This is a genomic window from Sphaerisporangium fuscum (genome assembly GCF_018531465.1).
GTDB lineage: Bacteria > Actinomycetota > Actinomycetes > Streptosporangiales > Streptosporangiaceae > Sphaerisporangium > Sphaerisporangium fuscum.
In genome coordinates this window covers 337573-357408 of the sequence record NZ_JAHDTF010000004.1, presented here as the reverse complement: position 1 = coordinate 357408, position 19836 = coordinate 337573, and the positions used below count along the sequence as shown (strand labels likewise).

General features: G+C 69.8%; 19 protein-coding genes. 9 read left to right on the top strand and 10 right to left on the bottom strand.

The genetic code is table 11. The features are described 5' to 3' along the window. Nucleotides 1-45 precede the first annotated feature (45 nt). Nucleotides 46-495: a carboxymuconolactone decarboxylase family protein gene (locus tag KIK05_RS06650; RefSeq protein WP_214409657.1), complete on the bottom strand. Its 450-nt coding sequence runs from the start codon at nucleotides 493-495 to the stop codon at nucleotides 46-48. A gap of 83 nt (nucleotides 496-578) precedes the next feature. On the opposite strand from KIK05_RS06650, the gene KIK05_RS06645 reads away from it, so the two are divergent. After that, nucleotides 579-1463: a sigma-70 family RNA polymerase sigma factor gene (locus KIK05_RS06645; RefSeq protein ID WP_214409656.1), complete on the top strand. Its 885-nt coding sequence runs from the start codon at nucleotides 579-581 to the stop codon at nucleotides 1461-1463. Nucleotide 1464: 1 nt separating this feature from the next. On the opposite strand, the gene KIK05_RS06640 is transcribed toward KIK05_RS06645, so the two are convergent. Then, nucleotides 1465-2268 (bottom strand): alpha/beta fold hydrolase, encoded by an 804-nt coding sequence (locus KIK05_RS06640; protein WP_214409655.1) that lies wholly within the window; start codon nucleotides 2266-2268, stop codon nucleotides 1465-1467. 168 nt (nucleotides 2269-2436) lie between these two features. On the opposite strand from KIK05_RS06640, the gene KIK05_RS06635 reads away from it, so the two are divergent. Next, nucleotides 2437-3315 carry a helix-turn-helix transcriptional regulator gene (locus tag KIK05_RS06635; protein ID WP_214409654.1) on the top strand — a complete coding sequence of 293 codons (879 nt, stop codon included), beginning with the start codon at nucleotides 2437-2439 and terminating at the stop codon, nucleotides 3313-3315. A 42-nt stretch (nucleotides 3316-3357) separates the two neighbouring features. On the opposite strand, the gene KIK05_RS06630 is transcribed toward KIK05_RS06635, so the two are convergent. Beyond that, entirely contained in the window at nucleotides 3358-4581 is a 1224-nt protein-coding gene (locus tag KIK05_RS06630; RefSeq protein WP_214409653.1) for an MFS transporter, read from the bottom strand. 85 nt (nucleotides 4582-4666) lie between these two features. Here KIK05_RS06630 and KIK05_RS06625 point away from each other — a divergent pair, with 85 nt between their 5' ends. Further along, nucleotides 4667-5662 carry an ArsR/SmtB family transcription factor gene (locus tag KIK05_RS06625; protein ID WP_308249781.1) on the top strand — a complete coding sequence of 332 codons (996 nt, stop codon included), beginning with the start codon at nucleotides 4667-4669 and terminating at the stop codon, nucleotides 5660-5662. Nucleotides 5663-5712: 50 nt separating this feature from the next. Here the strand turns inward: KIK05_RS06625 and KIK05_RS06620 are convergent, their stop codons facing one another. From KIK05_RS06620 to KIK05_RS06610, 3 genes are all read right to left on the bottom strand, one after another. After that, on the bottom strand, nucleotides 5713-6588 hold the full coding sequence (locus KIK05_RS06620; RefSeq protein WP_214409652.1) for a carbohydrate ABC transporter permease: 876 nt from the start codon (nucleotides 6586-6588) through the stop codon (nucleotides 5713-5715). Continuing rightward, complete coding sequence (locus KIK05_RS06615; RefSeq protein ID WP_214409651.1) at nucleotides 6585-7472, bottom strand: carbohydrate ABC transporter permease; 888 nt, start codon at nucleotides 7470-7472, stop codon at nucleotides 6585-6587. The genes KIK05_RS06620 and KIK05_RS06615 overlap by 4 nt, the downstream gene beginning before the upstream one ends. Before the next feature lie 68 nt (nucleotides 7473-7540). After that, nucleotides 7541-8815 carry an ABC transporter substrate-binding protein gene (locus KIK05_RS06610; protein WP_308249780.1) on the bottom strand — a complete coding sequence of 425 codons (1275 nt, stop codon included), beginning with the start codon at nucleotides 8813-8815 and terminating at the stop codon, nucleotides 7541-7543. Between the two features lie 412 nt (nucleotides 8816-9227). Between KIK05_RS06610 and KIK05_RS06605 the strand changes: the two genes are divergently transcribed. From KIK05_RS06605 to KIK05_RS06595, 3 genes are all read left to right on the top strand, one after another. After that, nucleotides 9228-9848, top strand: a complete 621-nt coding sequence (locus tag KIK05_RS06605) for a pentapeptide repeat-containing protein (RefSeq protein WP_308249779.1) — start codon at nucleotides 9228-9230, stop codon at nucleotides 9846-9848. 544 nt (nucleotides 9849-10392) lie between these two features. Continuing rightward, on the top strand, nucleotides 10393-10536 hold the full coding sequence (locus KIK05_RS06600) for a hypothetical protein (RefSeq protein ID WP_214409648.1): 144 nt from the start codon (nucleotides 10393-10395) through the stop codon (nucleotides 10534-10536). 120 nt (nucleotides 10537-10656) lie between these two features. Then, nucleotides 10657-12690, top strand: a complete 2034-nt coding sequence (locus tag KIK05_RS06595; RefSeq protein ID WP_214409647.1) for an ABC transporter ATP-binding protein — start codon at nucleotides 10657-10659, stop codon at nucleotides 12688-12690. Nucleotides 12691-12845: 155 nt separating this feature from the next. Here the strand turns inward: KIK05_RS06595 and KIK05_RS06590 are convergent, their stop codons facing one another. Then, complete coding sequence (locus KIK05_RS06590) at nucleotides 12846-13259, bottom strand: MerR family transcriptional regulator (protein WP_214409646.1); 414 nt, start codon at nucleotides 13257-13259, stop codon at nucleotides 12846-12848. A gap of 123 nt (nucleotides 13260-13382) precedes the next feature. On the opposite strand from KIK05_RS06590, the gene KIK05_RS06585 reads away from it, so the two are divergent. After that, nucleotides 13383-14315, top strand: coding sequence for an aldo/keto reductase (locus KIK05_RS06585; RefSeq protein ID WP_214409645.1), 933 nt, complete (start codon nucleotides 13383-13385; stop codon nucleotides 14313-14315). Between the two features lie 32 nt (nucleotides 14316-14347). On the opposite strand, the gene KIK05_RS06580 is transcribed toward KIK05_RS06585, so the two are convergent. Both KIK05_RS06580 and KIK05_RS06575 read right to left on the bottom strand, forming a co-directional pair. Next, nucleotides 14348-14881: a TetR/AcrR family transcriptional regulator gene (locus tag KIK05_RS06580; RefSeq protein WP_250562314.1), complete on the bottom strand. Its 534-nt coding sequence runs from the start codon at nucleotides 14879-14881 to the stop codon at nucleotides 14348-14350. A 102-nt stretch (nucleotides 14882-14983) separates the two neighbouring features. Then, nucleotides 14984-15640 (bottom strand): TetR/AcrR family transcriptional regulator, encoded by a 657-nt coding sequence (locus KIK05_RS06575; protein WP_214409643.1) that lies wholly within the window; start codon nucleotides 15638-15640, stop codon nucleotides 14984-14986. A gap of 71 nt (nucleotides 15641-15711) precedes the next feature. Between KIK05_RS06575 and KIK05_RS06570 the strand changes: the two genes are divergently transcribed. Then, entirely contained in the window at nucleotides 15712-17034 is a 1323-nt protein-coding gene (locus tag KIK05_RS06570) for a GH1 family beta-glucosidase (RefSeq protein WP_214409642.1), read from the top strand. A 4-nt stretch (nucleotides 17035-17038) separates the two neighbouring features. On the opposite strand, the gene KIK05_RS06565 is transcribed toward KIK05_RS06570, so the two are convergent. Next, a complete protein-coding gene (locus KIK05_RS06565) occupies nucleotides 17039-17938 on the bottom strand; it encodes a coiled-coil domain-containing protein (RefSeq protein ID WP_214409641.1) in 900 nt (299 codons plus the stop codon). Nucleotides 17939-18239: 301 nt separating this feature from the next. Between KIK05_RS06565 and KIK05_RS06560 the strand changes: the two genes are divergently transcribed. Next, complete coding sequence (locus KIK05_RS06560) at nucleotides 18240-19676, top strand: aldehyde dehydrogenase (RefSeq protein WP_214409640.1); 1437 nt, start codon at nucleotides 18240-18242, stop codon at nucleotides 19674-19676. Nucleotides 19677-19836 lie beyond the last annotated feature (160 nt).

Sequence of the window (19836 nt, the reverse complement as noted above, 5' to 3'; positions counted from 1 at the left end):
TCATTTGGAAGGCACAGCCTCCGGGGGGATGACGCCCCGCCCGGCTCACCAGGTCTTGCCGGCCTGCTCCCGGATCGTACGGTTGATCCGGTTGAAGAAGTTGGTCAGCGCGATCTCCAGGTTGATCACGGACAGTTGCCGCTCGTCGAAGTGGGCGGCGGCGGCGTCCCAGATCTCGTCGGTCACGCCCGGCGCGCCGTCCTGGATCCGGGTGGCGGCCTCGGCCAGCGCGAGCGCCGCCCGCTCCGCCTCGGTGAAGAAGGGCGTCTCGCGCCACGCGGCCACGTTGTGCAGCCGCTCATCGGTCTCTCCCTGCTTCTTGGCCGCCGCGACCCCGGCGAAGACGCACGGGCTGCAGCCGTTGATCTGGCTGACCCGCAGGTGGATCAGCCCGAGCACGAGCGGGTCGACGCCACCGGTGTGAATCGCCTTGTAGAGGTGCTGGATCGCCGTCGTCACGTCGGCGTTCGCCCGGCTCTTGACGCGTGCTTCCATGGGTCTCGCTCCTTCATCGGTTACCTGTGCCCCTCCGGGCCCGTCATCCCCCATGACGGAGCAGATCCGAGGAAGGTAACAACATGTCCCAACCCAGCCCGACCGACCTGGTGGCCGAGGCGTTCGAGGCCCAGCGCGACCGGCTGCGCGCGGTCGCCTACCGCATGCTCGGATCGCACGCCGACGCCGAGGACGCGGTCCAGGAGGCCTGGCTGCGGCTCTCCCGCCAGGACACCGCGGCCATCCACAACCTCGCCGGCTGGCTGACCACCGTGGTCGGCCGGATCAGCCTCGACGTCCTGCGATCACGCCAGACCCACCCCGAGGCGTCCTACGACGACCGGCTGCCCGAACTCGTCGTGACGGTCGACGACGGCCCGGCGCCAGAGGACGACGCCGCGCTCGCCGACGCGGTCGGGCTCGCGCTCCTCGTCGTCCTCGAATCGCTCCGGCCGGGCGAACGGCTGGCGTTCGTGCTGCACGACCTGTTCGCCGTGCCGTTCGACGAGATCGGCCACATCCTCGGCAAATCCGCCGATGCGGCCAAGATGCTCGCCAGCCGCGCCCGGAGGAAGGTGCAGGCGGCCGAGCACCCGACGGCCGCCGGACGGGAGCAGCGCGAGGTGGTCGAGGCCTTCCTGTCGGCGGCGCGCCGCGGCGACTTCGAGGGTCTGCTGCGCGTGCTCGACCCCGGGGTGAAGCTGACCGTCGACACCCCCGCCGGTGTGGTCGTCGTCCTCGGCGCCACCGAGGTCGCCGCAGGAGCGCGACGCCGTTTGAGCGCCGGCGCACCCACACGCGGCCGAGCGGTGCTCGTCAACGGCCTCCCCGGGATCGTGTCGTGGCACGAGGACGGCACCCCGCTCTCGCTCATGGCCTTCACCATCGCCGGCGGCCGCATCACCGACATCGCGACCGTGATCGACCCGGCCAGACTCGCGTCGATGAACCTGCCGGCCCCGGAATGAGTCACCGGCGCCGAACGGCCGTGAGGAAGTCTTCGAGGGCCACCGCGACGGCGCCTGGGGCTTCCGCGGGCAGCAGGTGGCCTGCGTCGGGGACGGTCGTCAGGGTCGCGTGCCGGATGTGGGGCAGGAGGTGGTCACGCAAGACGCGCGGCGGCTCCACCACGTCGTTCTCCGCGGCGAGCACCGTCACGGGGACCTCGATGTCCCGCGCGGCGCGTGTGATGTCCCGCGCGATTCCGTGCAGGGGCCACTCGTGCCGGGCCTCGACGCCGGCGGCGAGGCTGTCGCGTACCGCGATGTCCCGCATCGTCTTGGGCAGCGGTGTGGCGGTCAGGATGTGGTCGAGGGCGTGCCGCACCGTATCGGGCGAGTCGTAAGCGTGTGACAGGCCCTGCCGATACTCCTCGGTCACCGTGGCGGGCGGCTGTGGCGGCGCGGGCGCGACGAGCACCAGGCCGGCCAGCCCGGCCGGTCGGCGGGCCGCTACGAGCTGGCTCACCTTGCCGCCCATCGAGTGGCCGACGAGGACGTACGGCCCCGGGACGCTCGTCTCGGCTACCCGGGCGAGATCGTCGGCGAGCTGGTCCAGGTGGTAGGGCCCGGGCAACGTTCGCGAGGCGCCCCAGCCGCGCTGGTCGAAGCGAACCGTCGCCTGTCCAGGCGGCAGGTGGCCGATCACACCGTTCCAGGTGTCGGCGGAGCCGCCCCAGTAGTGGACGAACACCAGTGCCGGTCCGGTGTGGCCTCCCGTTCGCACGTCGAGCGACCCGCCCGCCACGGGAAGTGTCCTTGTCGTTTCCGTCATCATCGCGCCCTTCCTGTCGGCTGCGGAAAACGGCTGCCGTCCGTCCTGCCGCAGCTCTGAACCGGTAACCTGACCTGCTTGTCAGGTTCAGCCGCGACGGTATGTGAGGAGGGTGTCCGCGCTTTGGCGGAAAGGAGCACAGTCATTGTGAAAAACGGACATGGTACTGTGCGGCAGCTGCACTATCTGCCCGCCGTCGGCTCGGCGTACGGGGTGGAGGTGCTCGGTTTCGCCGCGCTGCGCGAGATGGACGTCCATCGCCGTCGCGTACTGCCGCAACGCCCCGACTTCCACGTGTTCGCCCTGGTCGCCTCCGGAAGCGGCGCCCACGAAGCGGACTTCCACGGGTACCGGCTGGAGGAAGGCAGCGCCGTGTGGATCCGGCCCGGCATGGTGCACCGCTGGAGCGACATCGACGACTGCGACGGCCCGCTGGTCCTCTTCCGGCCCGGCTTCCTTCCCGGTTTCACGGCGTCAGAGGCGACCACGCCGGCATGCTGGCACCTGGATGAGCGACGCCTGTCCCTCGCCCTGCTCGCGGCCGAACATCTCGACCGCGAACACGACGCGGCGGTACGGACACCGCGCCTGGCGTCTCCCGCGCTGCTCTCCCACCTGCTGGCGGCGCTGATCCTGCGCGCCCTCCCCGAGACATCGGCCTCAACCGGCGCGACAAGGTCCAGCAACCGGCATATGGCTGTATTTCACACCTATCGGACCACCGTCGAGGAGCGCTTCACCGACTGGCACCACGTGGCCGACTACGCGCAGCACCTGGGCTATGACGTGCGGACGCTCACCCGGGCGACGCGTGCCGCCACCGGCACCGGCGCCAAGACCTTCCTCGACCAGCGCATCCTGCTGGAGGCCAAAAGACTGCTCGCTCACACCGACCTGCCGGTGAGCGGCTGCGCCAGACGACTCGGCTTCCGGGACGTCGGCAACTTCACCACGTTCTTCCGGCGCCAGGCCGGCATGCCTCCCGCTACCTGGCGCGCCGCTTACAGCACGGCGGCACACGAAGCACCCGTTCGGCCAGGGCCCTGAACACCGCGGGCGGTTCGGAAGCCGGTTCGCCTCTCGCCCTGATCACGCCGGCCGGGCCCTGGTCAGCATGCGCGACAGGGCGAAGGCCACGATGATGGCGGCGAGGCCGGACAGGGCTATGGCCTGGTGGGGCGGTGCCCATTCGGCGACCGCTCCGACGAGCCCGGCGCCGAGGCCCTGGCCCGTCATCGTCCCGGCGTTCTGCAGCCCGAACGCCTGCCCGCGCACGTCCGCCGGCACGGCGTCCACGAACGGCCGCTGGAGCCCGAGGGTGTACGACATGCAGGCCGAGGCCAGGGCGGCGAGCACGGCCGAGGCGACGACACCGGGGTGGAACGCGAAGCCGAGCAGGGGCACGCCGAGCGCGGCCATCAGGGGCACCACGAGCCGCTCGCGCGTCTCCGGCAGGACGAACCGTCCCACCAGGAACTCCCCGACGCCCATCCCGACGGCCGTGGCGGCGAGCACGGCACCCGCGGCGGACGGTGAGCCGAGCCCGGTGAGATAGGGCACGAACACCGCCTCGGCGCCCACCATGCACAGCAACGGCAGCCACATCGCCAGCATCAGCACCCGGACGTGCCGGTCGGCCAGCAGCATGCGGTTGACGCGCAGGGTGGTACGGACGGTGTCGCGTCCCGCCCCTTGGGCGGCCCGCGCCGGCCGGTCGGCGAGGCCGAACCGGATGAACAGGGCGCTGCCCAGGGAGAGCACTGCCGTGATCAGCAACGCCTTCTGCGGGCCGACGACGGCCAGCACCGTTCCCCCCAGGGCGAGGCCGACGACCTGCGCCGACGCGGCGCTGACGGTGAACAGCGCCCGGCCCACCACGAAGGCGTCCCCTTCGAGCAGATCGGGCAGTATGGCGTTGCGCGCCGCCGAGAAGACGGGCGTGGGCACGCCGGTGACCAGCACGACGAGCAGCATCGCCCAGATCGACAGGTCCCCGAGGGCGAGGGCGAGGCAGACGCCGATCCTGATCGCCTCGCCGACCAGCATGAGCGGGCGCGGGCGTACGCGATCGGTGATCGACAGCAGGAACGTCGCCCCGATGACCTGCGGCAGGAACCCGATCATGTACGCCGCGGCCGACAGGCCCGGCGACCCGGTGCGCTGGTAGATCAGCACCGAGAAGGCCAGACTCTTCACCGTGTCGCCGAGCACCAGCAGGGCGAAGCTCGTGAAGAGCACACGGAACTCCGCCACCTTGAGGATCTCGCCGAATCTCGCGGCCCGGCCGCCGTCCTGTCGCGTCGTGTCGGTCACCCGCCCCACCTCCGCGGACGATCGTGGGGGTAGGCGCACCGCACCGCCTACTATTTCGGAAATAGGCGAAAGGTCAGGAGGGCGCGTGCCGGGGTGGATGATCCGTATCGAGGTCAGCCCTCAGGACGTCATGGCCAGCCGCTTCGCGATCTCGCCGCTGATCGAGACCCTGCACGCCCTGTGGGCGCTGTCGGGTGCGAGGGAGGCCGGCGTGCTGCTGCCGTGGGCCGAGCGGCGGCGCGAGCCGTACCAGCGGCTCCTGCGCGAGGTGGACGGGACGGCCGCGCTGGTGGCGCTGTTCAGGCGGGGTAAGTACAACGTCGACTTCATCGCCCCGCCCCCCGCCGGCCTGAACGTCGCGATCGAGGACGAACTCAGGGTCGTCCGCGCCACGCCCCTGGCCCAGGCCCGCGAGGAGATCGCGCGCAACCTCGAAGGCAGACAGGCCCCGGCTCCCGAGATCATGGCCACCCTGCGGCGACCGGACGTCGTGCCGCTGTTCGCCGGCGTCCTCGAGGCCGCCTGGCGTGAGCTCGTCGCCCCGGAGTGGCCCCGCTTCCACGCGATCCTGGAACGCGACGTGATCCAGCGCGCCGGACGTCTCGCCGCCTACGGGTGGGGCGCGGCCCTGGACGACCTCAGCCCGCAGGTCCGCTGGCGTACCGACGGGCGGTACGGCCACATCGAGGTGCGTATGGAAAGCGAGGGGGCCGACGAGAGGCACCGGCTCGGCGGGCGAGGCCTGCTGTTCGTGCCGACCGTCTTCGGTCCTCCCGGCGTGGGCGCCTACCTGGAGGACGCCTGGCCGTACGCGCTCCTCTACCCCGCCCGGGGCACCGCCGCCGAGCACGCGCCCTCCAAGGGCCTCGCGCGGCTGATCGGCAGGACGCGGGCCGCGATCCTGCTCGAGATGCCCGCGACCACCACGCAACTGGCGGCCCTGCACGGGATGAGCCTCGGCGGCACCGGCGACCACGTGGCCGCGCTACGCGGGGCGGGCCTGGTCACCGGCACGCGGGTCGGACGCTCGGTGGTGTACCACCGGACGCCGCTCGGCGACGCGCTGGTGAACGGCGGCTGATCCGCGAGGCGCCCCTCTGCCTCGCCGCGCGCGGCGAGGCAGGCCCGGCCTCAGCCCTTCAGCGCGCCTGCCATGAGGCCTCGCATGAAGAACCGGCCGAGGAGCAGGTAGACGATCATCGTCGGGATGGAGGCGAGGATCGCCGCGGCCATCTGCTGGCTGTACGGCACGGTCTGCGCGCCGGCGATGTTGTTGAGCATGACCGTGGTCGGCCACGAGGTGGGACCGGTGAGGAAGACGGCGAACAGGAAGTCGTTCCACATCGAGGTGAACTGCCAGATGATGACGACGGCGAACGCCGGGCCGGACACCGGGATCACGATCGACCAGAAGGTCCGCAGCATGCCGGCCCCGTCGACCCGCGCCGCCTCCATGAGCTCGTCCGGAATCGTGACGTAGTAGTTGCGGAAGATCAGCGTGCAGATCGGGATGCCGTACACCACGTGGGCGAGGACGAGCCCCGGGATACCGCCGTACACGCCGAGGTCCACCATCAGCTGCACGAGCGGGATCATCACCCCCTGGTAGGGGATGAACATGCCGAACAGGAACAGCGTGAACACCACGTCCGCGCCGGGGAAGCGCCACTTCGACAGCACGAACCCGTTCATCGCGCCGAGGGCGGCCGAGATGAGGGATCCGGGGATGGCGAGCAGGAAGCTGTTGGCGATGCCGGGCTTGAGCTTGTCCCAGGCGACCTCCCAGGCCTCGGTCGTCCAGACCTTGGGCAGGGCCCAGGCCTGGCTGGGGTCGGCCTCGGTGAGCGGCTTGAAGCTGGTGACCAGCAGCACGTAGATCGGGATGAGGAAGACCAGGATGAACCCGATCAGCAGTGCGAACCGCACGTAGACCGGCCACCGTACCCGGCGCACCACGGGTGCGGCCTGGTGCCGGGCTTCGGGCGGGGCCGCGACGGCCGTGCTCATGAGCGCTTCTCCCTGCGGGCGTTCCAGACGAGGTACGGCACGACGAAGACGGCGACCGACAGCACGATGTACGCGGCGATCGTCGCGCCCTTGGCCGGGTCGTGGGCGTCGAACACCGCGACCCACATGAAGACGGCGGGCACGTCGGTGATGATCTGCTTGCCGGACACCGAAACGATCAGGTCGAAGACCTTGAGCGAGATGTGCCCGAGGATGATCAGCGCGGAGAGCGTGACCGGCCGCAGGAACGGGAAGACGACGTACCGGTAGACCTGCCACTCCTTGCAGCCGTCGACCCGCGCGGCCTCGCGCAGTTCCTCCGGCACTCCCCGGAATCCGGCCAGGAACAGCGCCATGACATATCCGGACATCTGCCAGATCGCCGGGATGGCCATGGCGGCCATGCCCCAATCCTGGCCCCGGAACCAGTCGTTCTGCAGGAACCCGAGCCCGATGCCCTGGAAGAGCCGGTTCAGCCCGACCGCCTGCGCGTCCTGCCCGCTGTTCATCAGCCAGCGCCACACCACACCGGTCGCGACGAAGGAGATCGCCATCGGGAAGAGGTAGACGGCCCGGAAACCGCCCTCGCCCTTGATCCCCTTCTCCATCAGGAAGGCGAGCAGCCAGCCCAGCGCGAGCGCGCCGCCCACGAAGACCACCGTGAAGATGACCGCGTGCTTGACCGAGATGCCCCAGCGCTCCTGGTCCCACAGGGACACGAAGTTCTCGAGACCGACGAACTTGCCGACCGAGATCTCATCGTGCCGGTCGGTCATGGCCAGCTTGAAGTTCCAGCCGAGCATGCCGTACACGAAGACCGCAATCGCGATGATCGACGGCGTGACCAGGAGCAGCCCCGGCAGCCATCTGCGAACGCGCGACACACATACCCCCAGCGAAGGCCTGCGCCCGCGCCACGAGGGCGGGCGAGCGCAGGCCGTACGAGATCAGCTCACTGATTGTTGGTCTTGGCGGCTTCGACGAGCGCCTGCTGCAGCTTGGCCACGTCCTTGCTCTGCAGGAACAGGCCGACCGCCTCGGTGATCGCCGTCTTCCAGGCGTCGTTGGCCACCACGCCGTGCTGGATCGAGCCGGCGAGCTTGTCCTTCGACCACTCCTCCAGCGACCAGGCCAGATAGTCCTGGTAGAGGCTCTTGTCGGCGTCCTTGCGTGCCGGGATGGAGCCCTTCTTGGGGTTGAAGGCGTCCTGGCCCTCCTTGCTCGCCGCGACCTTCAGCCACGCGAGGGCGCCGTCCCTGTTCGGCGCGCCCTTCGGGAGGGTGAAGCTGTCGGACAGCCACAGGAACGTCCCGTCGGTGCCCGGCGAGGGCGCCCAGTCGAAGTCCTCCTTGGATTTCTTGCCGAGGCCGCCGTCCGGGGGGTTGTGGAAGTAGCCGTAAGCCCAGTCACCCATGATGTTGAACGCCGCCGCGCCGTCCGCGACCTGCTTGGCGGCCGGCTGCCAGTCGTCCTGCGGGGCGCCGGCGTACGACAGGATCGTCTTGAAGTTGTCCAGAGCCTTGGTGACGTTGGCGTTCGACCAGTCGGCGCCCTTGGCCCACAGCGCGTTGTAGCCGTCGGTGCCGAGGGAGCCCAGCAGCACGCTCTCCAGGAGGTGGACGACGGTCCACTCCGAACCGATCGAGAGCGGGATCTTCCCGGTCTTCTTCACGGCCTCGAGGTCCGTGATGAACTCCTCGACGGTCTTCGGCGCCGCGGAGACGCCCGCCGCCTTGAGGACCTTCGGGTTGAACCAGAGGACGTTCGAGCGGTGGATGTTCACCGGCACCGAGTAGACGTTGCCCTCGTAGGTGAGCTGGTCGACCAACTGCTGGGGGAAGACGTCCTTGAGCTTGAGCTCGTCGTAGAGCGAGTTCAGCGGCTCGAGCTTGCCGGCCTTGATGTAGCCCTGCAGCTCGGCGCCCGCGTGCCCCTGGAAGGTGTCCGGCGGCTGGTCGGCCTGCAGCTTGCTCGAGAGCAGCGCCCGCGCCTTGTCACCCGAACCGCCCGCGACGGCGGCGTCGAAGAACGTCAGGTTGGGGTTCTGCTTCTGGAATATCTCGCGCATGGCCTTGAGGCCGTCCGCCTCGCCGGGGCCCGTCCACCAGGAGAAGACCTCGACCTGCTTCTTCGCCGCCTGCTCGCCGCCGGTGCTCTTCTCGCCACCGCCGCCACCACAGGCGGAGAGGGAGAGGAGGCCTGCCACGGTGACCGCGACGGCCGACATCCACCGTCGTCGCATTCCTTTGGTCCCTTCAGGGTTGAAGGAGGCTGTCCACGTGGGCCCGCCCCCGATGCCAGGCCCGCTGACAACGTTGTCAGTAAGCAATCAATTCACTTCGCGAGGCAGGGCGTCAAGGGTGCGCGAATAACGTCTCCATATAGCGTGAACCGGACCTGCCGAAAGGCAGCCGGTCCTGCGCACCGGAGACGCCGTCGCCGGCCGCCGCCCTCACGAGCGGCCCGGTTCACGATCTCCACGAGCAGATCACATGGCCCTGACCTCCACGAGACGAAAGCCCATCACATGAACAAGACCGCGACAAGAGTGCGAGCCGCTCTCATGATCTCGTTCGACGGAAGCAATGCCCGTCATGTCACGTTCGTCGCCACCGGCGGCTCTCTCGTTACGGACCACCGTGGCTGACCGCACGCACGGGCGTCGGGCGCCCGAGACGCACACGTCCATCGAGTTCGAGGACTGGGACGGCAAGGACCTCTCCGGGGAGAGCCACGCCAACGTCGCCTTCATCGACGTGGACATGACCGAGGCGTCCGGCAAGGGCGCCGTCTTCACCGACTGCACCTTCCGCGGGGTGAAGTTCAACGCCTCCACCCACACCGACGCCGCCTTCCTGAACTGCGCCTTCGTCCGGTGTTCGTTCTTCGACGCCACCTTCACGGGGTGCAAGCTCGTCGGCAGCGTGTTCGACGGCTGCAGCTTCGACCTGCTGAAGGTCGACGGGGGCGACTGGTCGTTCGTCGGCCTGCCCGGGGCGAACCTGCGCGGGGTCTCCTTCACCGACGTGCGGATGCGCGAGGCCGACCTGACCGGAGCACGCTGCGAGGGCGCCAAGCTCCGTCAGGTGGACCTGTCGGGCTCCTCGCTCACCCGGGCGGACCTGTCCCGCTGCGACCTGCGCGGCAGCGACCTGTCCTCTCTGGACCCGCTGACCACGGCGCTGACGGACGCGGTGGTCGACGTTCCCCAGGCGGTCATGATCGCCACTGCCCTCGGCCTGGACGTCCGCTCCGGCTGACCGCTCCCGACGGCGCCCGCGTCGCGGGCGCCCCCGGCGACACTGCGATGAACCCTCCATAGTTATTTCCACCGGAACCCGCAATCCGCGTCCGGGGCGGGCCAACTGAAGGTCACTGTCAAGGGATCGACCGCGCCTGAAACCTGCAAATGCGGTGATTTTTCTAGATTTTCTGCTTCCATAATTAAGATCACATTCGCTAGGCTGCTGCGATCAAGGCACGGTTCGGCACCACGCCGGGCCGGGCCGCACGGGGGCTCTGGCACGTTCCCGTGCGGAGCGCCGTCCAGCAGGACAGGGCCGGAACGATGCGGCGGTGGGAGATCACCTGTGGCGCGACAGTGGACGCACGAGCCGCCGCCGTCCCCGTACGCGGAGGGGATAGAAGACCCACCCGAAGCCGAGTTACGGGCCGCCCCTTCTGCACGAAGAGTGACAGTGGCAGGCCAAGGGTGCAGACTTCCATCACGGAAGGTAAGATTCCCCTGCACCGGCTCCCCGGGCGACCTCCGGACCGCAAGGCACCTCATGTCGGGAGACTCAGATGGACACCGTCGATCTGGAAGACCTGGGCCTCGAACTCCTGCTCATCGCCGCGCTGCACGACGAGGCGGAGCGCCTCGCCTCGCAGCTCCCGGAGCACACGCGCGACCCGAACCAATGGAAGAGAACCAGCAGGTCCCGCTAGACACGGCAGAGCCACCTCGGCGGCCGCATTAACCGGCAGACCAACTAATTGCGACTTTAAAAGTCCCACCTTTACGGCGGCGGCTTTAAACTGTCGGTGGCGCAGGTCACACTGCGAAGCATGGCCGACGTTCCCCCGGAATCCTCCACGTCTGACGGCTCCGCCGCCCATGCCCCGGCGGCGGAAGGCGGCTCCCCCAAGGGCTCCGCGCCGCGCATCCCCCTCCCGGAGACCTCCTCGCCGGAGAGCGACCACGCGGCGGACGGCGAACCGCCGGTGGAGCTCGGTGAGGTGCGGATCGGCGACTGGTACGCCCACGCCACGACCATGAGCGGAGTGGGCTTCCTCACGATCGCCCGCAGGCTGCCCTCGCTCATCGGCCAGGCCGTGCGCATGGCCTGGCGGGCGAGCCCGCGCGACGCCCTGGCGACGGTCTCCCTCAGCGTGCTGGGCGGGGTGTTCACCGCCTTCGGCCTGCTGGCCACGACCGGCGTGCTGCAGGCGCTCTTCTCCGCCGGCCCCACCCCCGACCGCGTGAAGGCCGCCCTGCCCAGCCTGCTGCTGGTCGGCGCCGCCGCCACGCTCCGCACGGGTCTGCAGGCGGGGGCCGGTTGGGCCCAGTCCCGGCTCGAGCCCCAGGTCGCCCGCATCGCCGAGAAGCAGCTCTACGACCTGACCACCCGTGTCGAACTGATCCGCTTCGACGACCCCGACTTCCACGACTCCCTCCAGCGAGCCCGCACCCGAGGGGTGTCCACGGTCGACAGCGTGGTCGACTCCGCGATCGACGTGCTGACCGGGCTCATCGGCCTCGGAGCCGCCGCCGGCGTGCTCGGGATCCTGCATCCCGTGCTGCTCCCCCTGCTCGTCCTGGCCGTCATCCCCGACGCCTGGGCCGCCGTCCGCTCGGCCCGCATGCGCTACACCACGATGTACGGGCTCATCCCGGTCCGCAGGCGCAAGTGGATCCTGTCGGAGCTGATGGCCGAGAGGGAGACCGCCGCCGAGATCCGCTCGTTCACCATGCGCCGGTTCCTGATGCGGCTGTACGACGCGGTGGCGGGCGCCGAGCAGGAGGTGGTGCTGCGCCTCGCACGGCGGCAGACCGTGGCGAAAGTCATCGGGGAGGCGCTCGGCGGCCTGGGCACCGCCATCGTCTACGTCGCGCTGGGCGTGCTGCTCGCCATCGGCGCGGTGCCGCTGGCGGTCGCCGGCACCGCCGTGCTCGCCATCCGGTCCGGCCAGGGCTCCCTGGCCAACCTCATGCACTCCACCAACCGGCTTTACGAAGAGGGGCTCTACTTCACCGACTTCCTCGACTTCTGCACGCTGGGACGCGAGGGTTTCGGCCCCGCCCGTCCCCTCCCGGCGCCCTCCGCTTTCGGGCGCATCACCGTCGACGAGGTGACCTTCCACTATCCCGGCAAGGACGACCCCGCGCTCGACCAGGTGTCCATCCACCTCGACAGGGGTGAGGTGGTGGCCCTGGTGGGAGAGAACGGCTCCGGCAAGACCACCCTCTCGAAGGTCATCGCCGGTCTCTACGACCCCGGCAGAGGTCAGGTGCGGTGGGACGACGTCGACCTCAGGCAGGTCGATCACGAGGATCTCCGCAGCCGCATCGCGGTCATCGCCCAGGACCACACCCGCTGGCCCCTGACGGCGAAGGACAACATCGCGATGGGGCTGGAGAAGGGCGAGGAGGCGTTACACGCGTCGGCGGCGGTCGCCGGGGCCGACCAGGTGATCGCCGAGCTGCCGCACGGCTATCGCACCCTGCTCGACCGCCGCTTCAAGGACGGCCACGAGCCCTCGGGCGGCCAGTGGCAGCGGATCGCGGTGGCCAGGGGCTTCTACCGGGACGCACCCCTGCTGATCTGCGACGAGCCGACGGCCGCCCTGGACGCCCGCGCCGAGCACGCCCTGTTCGAGCGGATCCGCGAGCACGCCGACGGGCGCACCGTCCTGCTCATCACCCACCGCCTGGCCAGCGTGCGCTTCGCCGATCGCATCTACGTGCTCGACCACGGCAAGGTCGTGGAGCAGGGCACCCACAACGAGCTGATGGCCTACGACGGCATCTACGCCGATCTCTACAACCTCCAGGCCAGCGCCTACGACACCACGAACCACAAGAACCCGAGCCGGGTGTGACCCGCCACCGAGCCGAGCCCCTCCCACACCGGCCCGCCCTCGGGGGCGAGGGGCCGGGGGTCTTCCTCGGCAAGGCGGGCAGGTCACCAGACGGGTCCGGCCTCGGGGCGGCCACAGGGGGGCGGGTCAGACCGGCGCGGACGCGAGAGGCCCGGTCAGACCGGTTCGGTCTCGGGGGTGTGGACGCAGGGGGACGGGGTCTCGGCCAGCGTCAGGACGTCCCGGTAGTACTGGATCTTGTGTTGGAGCGCCTCCTGCTTCTCGCGAAGCCTGGCGATCTGGTCCTCCACCTCGCGGTCGTGGGCCTCCAGAAGGTCCAGGCGCTTGGCGATGGTGTCGTCACCGCTGCGCACGAGCTGGGCGAAGCGCAGCATCTCGGCGATGGGCATGCCCGTGTCACGCAGACAGCGCAGCATGCCGAGCCAGCTGACGTCGCTCTCGCTGAACCGTCTTTGACCTGCGGCGTTCCGTTCGACCCGCTCCAGCAGGCCGATGCGCTCGTAGTAACGAAGCGTGTCCAGGCTGAAGCCGGTCTCCTCGACGGCTTGGGCAGGTGTGTAGACGCTCACGCCTCAGATCATTACACCTGGAGCCGACTCCAGGTCAACACGCCCTCAGGGTCCGCCACGACCCCACCGGAAGCAGACGACGGTCTTGACCTGGAGTTCGCTCCAGCTTCCACGATGTGAGGCATGACAGACATCGCGCTCGGCGCCATTCCGTTCGGCACGTCCATCGACGAGGCGGGCTCGTTCGCCATCCTCGACCGCTTCGTCGAGGCGGGCGGGACCATGATCGACACCTCCGACAACTACCCCTTCTGGGTCGAGGGGGCCACCGGTGACGAGAGCGAGGCCACCATCGGCAAGTGGCTCGCCGCGCGGGGCAACCGGGACAGGGTCGTCCTGAGCACCAAGTGCGGGGCACGCCCCACCGTCCCCGGCGACCGTACGCTCGACTCGGCCGAAGGCCTGTCGGCCTCCGCGATCCGGAGTGCCGTGGAGGGCAGCCTGCGCAGGCTGCGAACCGACCACATCGACGTGTACTGGGCGCACATCGAAGACCGGGCGACGCCGCTGGAGGAGCAGGTGGGCGTCTTCGGCGAGCTGGCCGCCGCGGGCATCGTGGGGGCGGTCGGCGCCTCCAACCACCCGGCGTGGAGGGTGGAGCGGGCGCGCGCGGTCGCGCGGGCGAACGGGCTGACGCCGTACACCCACATCCAGCTCAGGCACTCCTACCTGCGCCCCCGCCCGGGAGTGCGGCTGCCGGAGAGCGGCCACGTGCAGGTCAATGAGGAGATGCTCGACTACGTGCGCAGCGAGGGGATGCGGCTGTGGGTCTACACCTCGTTGCTCACCGGCGCCTACACCGGAAGGGCCGACCGGCCCGTCCCGGAGTGGTACGAGCACGGCGGAACGACGCGCCGGCTCGCCCGGCTGAACGAGGTCGCCAAGGAACTGGGGGCGACGGCGAACCAGGTCGTGCTCGCATGGCTGCTCGCGCAGGACATCGTGCCCATCGTCGGCGCCAGCTCCCTGGCACAGCTCGACGAGCTCCTCGCCGCTCGCGACCTGAAGCTGGACGAGGGCCTTCGGTCCCGCCTCGACGACCCCACCCTCGCCTGACACGGAGACGGCCGGCGCGCGGCACGGCGTCGCTACAGCAAGGCGGTTACGCGGCGGGCGACGGCGTCGATGGGGGTGCGGGAGCGTTCGGCGCGGGCCAGGAGGAGGGCGCCCTCGATCATGGCGAGGACGAAGGTGGCGAGCTCCTCCGCCTCCTGCCCGCTGTGCCCGTCGGCGGCGATGCGGGCCGCGAGGCCCGCCCGCCAGGAGGCGTAGATGTCGGCGCAGACCTTCTGGAGCTCGTCGTTGGTGGCGGCGACCTCCAGGACGACCGTCGCCACCGGGCAGCCCTTGGTCCAGCCGGACGCCTCCAGCCGGTCGCCGAGCGTGGTCAGGATGGCCGTGACCAGGCCGGCGGCGTCGGCGGCCGACCCGGCCAGCTCCTCGACGGTCGCCGCCACCTCCGCGCCGCCCCGGATCATGGCCTCCGCCACGAGCTGGTCCTTGCCCTGGGGGAAGTGGAAGTACAGCGAGCCTCGCGGGGCGCCGCTCACGGCGAGCACCTGGTTCAGGCCGGTGCCGTAGTAGCCTCCGGCCTCCACGAGGTCGCGTGTCGCGTCGAGCATCCGGCTCCTGGTCGCCTGCCCCTTGGTCCCCACTGCCCCTTCACCGCGTTCCTGTCCGCCGTCGGTTTCCTCCCCTGCATAGTAGACCGGTCGGTCCAGTCGTCACGGCTGGGGCAGGTGGTCGGCGAGGTAGCGGCGCAAAAGGTGCTTGCATTCGGCGATCAGCTCGGGGTCGCCGTCGGGGTGGGTGCGGAAGGCGAGCTTCAGGACGGCGTCCGCGGCCTCCACCGCGACGATCAGCGCCCGGTCGAGCCCGGGACCGGCCGGCGCCCCGAGGAGCTCGATGGTGAGCGCGCGGAGCCGGTCGGCGACGATGACGTTGTTCTCCAGCGCGGCGTCCAGCATGCGGTTGGTGCCGCGCAGGGCGGGGCCGCCGGGGGTGGGGAGTATCTCGCCGAAGTCGACGACGGCGAAGCCGGGGGTGCTGCGCTTCATCGCCACGAACTCGTCGACGACGAAGTCGACGCCGTCGGTCCACACGGAGATGTTCGTCGAGCTGACCCGGGCGGCGATGCGTTCGAGGAACGCGTCGAGGTTGCGCAGGGCCAGCGCGCGCACCAGGCCCTGCTTGTCGGGGAAGAACTGGTAGAACGTGCCGATCGGCACGCCGGCGCGTCGCGCGACCTCTTTCGTCGTCAGACCGTCGTACCCGACCTCGTCCAGAAGCCGGGCGCACTCGTCGAGCATGCGCTCTACTCGTTCCACGCTGCGACGCTGAGCGGGACGGCGGCGCAGCGTCCCTGCGGAGACGTTCGTCATGCCCCCATCATCCTCCCGATTCGCCCTGCCGGGGCTTAACATGAGCACTACTCATGAGACCGGAGGTCACCATGTTTCTTTGGGGCACCGCTACCGCCTCCTATCAGATCGAGGGTGCCGCGGCGGAGGACGGCCGGGGAACGTCCATCTGGGACACCTTCACCCACGAACCCGGCCGGGTCCGGGACGGCCACACCGGCGACGTCGCCTGCGACCACTACCACCGCTGGCCCGAGGACGTCGCGCTCATGGCGGGCCTCGGGGTGAATTCCTACCGCTTCTCCATTTCGTGGCCGAGAGTGCAGCCCGAGGGCCGGGGCAAGGTCAACGAGGCGGGCCTCGACTTCTACGACCGCCTGGTCGACGAGCTCTGCGCGAAGGGCATCGTGCCCGCGGCGACGATCTTCCACTGGGACCTCCCGCAGGCTCTGGAGGACGAGGGCGGCTGGCTCGAACGCGACACTGCCCGGCACTTCGCGGATTACGCCGACATCGTGGCCGAGCGCCTCGCCGACCGGATCCCGATGTGGATCACGCTCAACGAGCCGTTCGTCCACATGGTCTACGGGTACGCCCTGGGCACCCACGCCCCGGGCCGGACGCTCTTCCTGGACGCCCTCCCCGTCGCGCACCACCAGTTGCTCGGTCACGGCCTCGCCGTGCAGGCCCTACGGTCGCGCGGCGCGGAGCGGGTGCTGATCACCAACAACTGCACGCCGGTCCTGCCCGCCTCCGGCTCCCCCGAGGACGCGCGGGCCGCGGACGCGTACGACACGCTGCACAACAGGCTCTTCAACGACCCCGTGCTGATCGGCAGGTACCCGGACCTGTCGGTGTACGGGATCACCGAGCCGGGCGGGGTCCGCGACGGGGACCTGGAGATCATCGCCCAGCCGCTCGACGGTCTCGGCGTCAACTACTACAACCCCACGCGCATCGCCGCCCCGCCCTCCGGACCGGCCTCCGGGTTGCCGTTCGAGGACGCCGGCCTCACCGGGTACCCGACCACCGGCTTCGGCTGGCCCGTGGTGCCCGACGGCCTGCGATGGCTGCTGACCGGCCTCAAGGAGCGGTACGGCGAGGCGCTCCCGCCGCTGTACGTCACCGAGAACGGCTGCTCGTACCCCGACGTCCCCGGCCCCGACGGAGTGGTGGACGACCAGGAGCGGGTCGCCTTCCTCGACGCGCACATCGGCGCCGTGGGCGCCGCGATGGAGCAGGGCGTGGACGTGCGCGGCTACTACGTCTGGTCCCTGCTGGACAACTTCGAGTGGGCCGAGGGGTACAATCAGCGGTTCGGCCTGGTCCACGTCGACTTCGCCACCCAGAAGCGCACGCCGAAGGCGTCCTACCACTGGTTCAAGGAGCGCGTCGCCACCCGTCCCCGGCCCTGAGCCCTCAGAAGACCGACACGTGGACGTGGTCGTAGTGGTTCTGGGTGATGCCGCCCCGGTCGGACATCTGCCGCCAGCCCGCGCCCGTGCGGATGTCGTAGTAGCGCTGCCGCCAGATGATGTACATGATGCCGATCTGGCGGCCGTTCTCGATGCACCACTGCGCGAGGGCGTCGCCGCGCGCCTGGGAGGCGGCGTCGGGCATGCGGCCGCCCGTGCTCATCATGAAGTCGCAGGCCCGGCCCTTGCCGTGCTCGCCAGGGTCGCCCGGGCGGAGGCAGCCGACGCTGAACGGCATCGGGAAGTTCTGCATGATGATGTTGCGGACGCTGATCATGCGCGGGGTGAGGCCACTGCCGGCGTCGGGCTTCTGGAAGCCGAACTTCTTGAGGAGCTTCTCGACGTCGGCCTTCTTGTCGAGAAGGTTCTTGATCTCCTTCTTCAGGTCGTCGATCTTGCCGTCGGCCTGCGTCTTGGCGTCCCTGGACTCCTTGAGCAGGTCGTTGAGCCGGTTGAGCCGCTGGTTCTTCTCTTCGGCGAGGTAGGTGACGGTGGCGACCTGGCCGAGGATGGTGTCGGCGTCGCCGCTGTAGGTGAAGACCTTCGGACCGTCGATGCTGCCTGACATGTACGAGTTGCTGTAGAACCGGGCGATCTCCACCTTGGCCCGGGCGAGGTCGGAGCCGAGCTTCTTCGTGCGGTCGCCGGCCTTCTTGGCGGCCCTCTTGGCGTCCTCCAGGCTCTCGATCTCGCCGCGGTAGGCCTTCTGCAGGGCGGCCGCCTGCTTGGTGAGCCGGTTCAGCTCCGTCTGGGGATTCGGCTTGGCTTCGGCCGCGGGGGCGGTCAGCGAGGAGAAAAGCCCTATGAGGACGGCGGCCAGCCAGACGACGCGGCCTGATCGCATCAGCCCTCCCCAGATAGGACGCCCCGAAACTATAGAAGCGGATCTTCGGAACCGTCACACGATCGGAAGAACCTATACCGGTTGGCGAACTATCTACCACCTCGGGGGTACGGCCGTGGCCGGTTTCCGGAGGATTGGGCCGGCCTCGGTTCTCCGAGTCTTGCCAACAGAGATAGAACATGGTTCTGTCACAGCGTTCGAGGGGTACGGCCCTTGTGGCCCCGCTCCTTCGCGGCAAGACTGAAACAAGCAAGCATTAGGTCAAACAGAACCCCGGCCCGCCCGACCAGGAGGCAGACACATGCTTCAGCACGACCGTCTTTTCATCGGGGGCGACTGGGTGGCTCCCGCGGGCAGCGCGACGATCGACGTCGTCTCGCCGCACACCGAGGAGATCATCGGGCGGGTGCCCGAGGGCACCGCCGCCGACATGGACCGCGCGGTCGCCGCGGCCCGCGAGGCGTTCGACAACGGCCCCTGGCCCAGGATGACCATGGCCGAGCGCGCCGAGGTGGTCGGCAAGCTGACCGAGCTGTACTCCGCCCGGCAGTCCGAGATGGCCGAGATCATCACCCGCGAGATGGGCTCTCCCATCACCTTCTCGCAGCTCGCCCAGGCTCCGCAGCCGCTCGGGATCCTTCAGTACTTCAGCGAACTCGGGAAGACGTTCGCGGTGGAAGAGGACCGCCCCGGCATGTTCGGGCCGGTGACGGTCAGGCGCGAGCCGGTCGGCGTGGTCGCGGCCGTGGTGCCGTGGAACGTCCCCCAGTTCGTCATCATGACCAAGCTCGCCCCCGCGCTGATCGCCGGGTGCACCGTCGTCGTCAAGCCCGCCCCGGAGACCCCCCTCGACTCCTACCTCCTCGCAGAGATGATCAAGGAGGCCGGTCTCCCGGCCGGGGTCGTCAACATCGTCGCCGCCGGCCGCGAGGCGGGCGAGCACCTCGTCTCGCACCCCGACGTCGACAAGGTGGCCTTCACCGGGTCCACCGCCGCGGGCCGCCGCATCGCGAGCATCTGCGGCGAGCAGCTCAAGCGCTGCAGCCTCGAACTGGGCGGCAAGTCGGCGGCGATCATCCTGGACGACTGCGACCTCGGCGCCGCGATGGGCTTCCTGTCGATCGCCTCCCTGATGAACAACGGCCAGGCGTGCGTCGCGCAGACCCGCATCCTCGCCTCCTCCCGCCGGTACGACGAGGTGGTCCAGGCCATCGCCGACATGGTCACCTCCCAGCCCGTCGGCGACCCGGCCGACCCGGCCACCGGCATCGGCCCGCTGGTCGCCAAGCGCCAGCAGGAGCGGGTCGAGGGGTACATAAAGATCGGCATCGACGAGGGGGCGAAGCCCGTCGTCGGCGGCCTCGACCGGCCGTTCGACCGCGGCTGGTACGTCGCGCCCACGGTGTTCGCCGGGGTGTCGAACGACATGCGGATCGCCCGCGAGGAGATCTTCGGCCCCGTCCTGTCGGTGATCGAGTACCAGGACGAGGCCGACGCGGTCCGCATCGCCAACGACAGCGACTACGGCCTGTCCGGCACGGTCTGGACGGCGGACACCGACCACGGCATGAACATCGCCCGCCGGGTCCGCACCGGCACCTACGGCGTCAACATGATGAACACCATGGAACCGTCCACCCCGTTCGGCGGCTACAAGGCCAGCGGCATCGGCCGCGAACTCGGCCCCGAAGGCCTGTCCGCCTACCTGGAGCACAAGTCGATAGCCCGCCTCGGCTGACCCGCTCCCCGCCGTACGGCAGCGCCCGCTCCCCGCCGTACAACGGCGCCGCGACTCCGGGTGAAAGGGGCGAGACCGTCGTCCAGCGCGCCCCCGCGTCGCTGGGCGACGGTCTCGTCGCCGTAGTGGCCGAGATCGCCCCCGCTGGAAGAGACGCCCC

Excerpts from the sequence above, each read along its gene's own strand:
- KIK05_RS06650 (WP_214409657.1), bottom strand. The coding sequence starts at position 495 with ATGGAAGCACGCGTCAAGAGCCGGGCGAACGCCGACGTGACGACGGCG.
- KIK05_RS06645 (WP_214409656.1), top strand. The coding sequence starts at position 579 with ATGTCCCAACCCAGCCCGACCGACCTGGTGGCCGAGGCGTTCGAGGCC.
- KIK05_RS06640 (WP_214409655.1), bottom strand. The coding sequence starts at position 2,268 with ATGACGGAAACGACAAGGACACTTCCCGTGGCGGGCGGGTCGCTCGAC.
- KIK05_RS06620 (WP_214409652.1), bottom strand. The coding sequence starts at position 6,588 with ATGAGCACGGCCGTCGCGGCCCCGCCCGAAGCCCGGCACCAGGCCGCA.
- KIK05_RS06610 (WP_308249780.1), bottom strand. The coding sequence starts at position 8,815 with ATGTCGGCCGTCGCGGTCACCGTGGCAGGCCTCCTCTCCCTCTCCGCC.
- KIK05_RS06600 (WP_214409648.1), top strand. The coding sequence starts at position 10,393 with ATGGACACCGTCGATCTGGAAGACCTGGGCCTCGAACTCCTGCTCATC.
- KIK05_RS06595 (WP_214409647.1), top strand. The coding sequence starts at position 10,657 with ATGGCCGACGTTCCCCCGGAATCCTCCACGTCTGACGGCTCCGCCGCC.
- KIK05_RS06585 (WP_214409645.1), top strand. The coding sequence starts at position 13,383 with ATGACAGACATCGCGCTCGGCGCCATTCCGTTCGGCACGTCCATCGAC.
- KIK05_RS06580 (WP_250562314.1), bottom strand. The coding sequence starts at position 14,881 with ATGCTCGACGCGACACGCGACCTCGTGGAGGCCGGAGGCTACTACGGC.
- KIK05_RS06575 (WP_214409643.1), bottom strand. The coding sequence starts at position 15,640 with ATGACGAACGTCTCCGCAGGGACGCTGCGCCGCCGTCCCGCTCAGCGT.
- KIK05_RS06570 (WP_214409642.1), top strand. The coding sequence starts at position 15,712 with ATGTTTCTTTGGGGCACCGCTACCGCCTCCTATCAGATCGAGGGTGCC.
- KIK05_RS06565 (WP_214409641.1), bottom strand. The coding sequence starts at position 17,938 with ATGCGATCAGGCCGCGTCGTCTGGCTGGCCGCCGTCCTCATAGGGCTT.
- KIK05_RS06560 (WP_214409640.1), top strand. The coding sequence starts at position 18,240 with ATGCTTCAGCACGACCGTCTTTTCATCGGGGGCGACTGGGTGGCTCCC.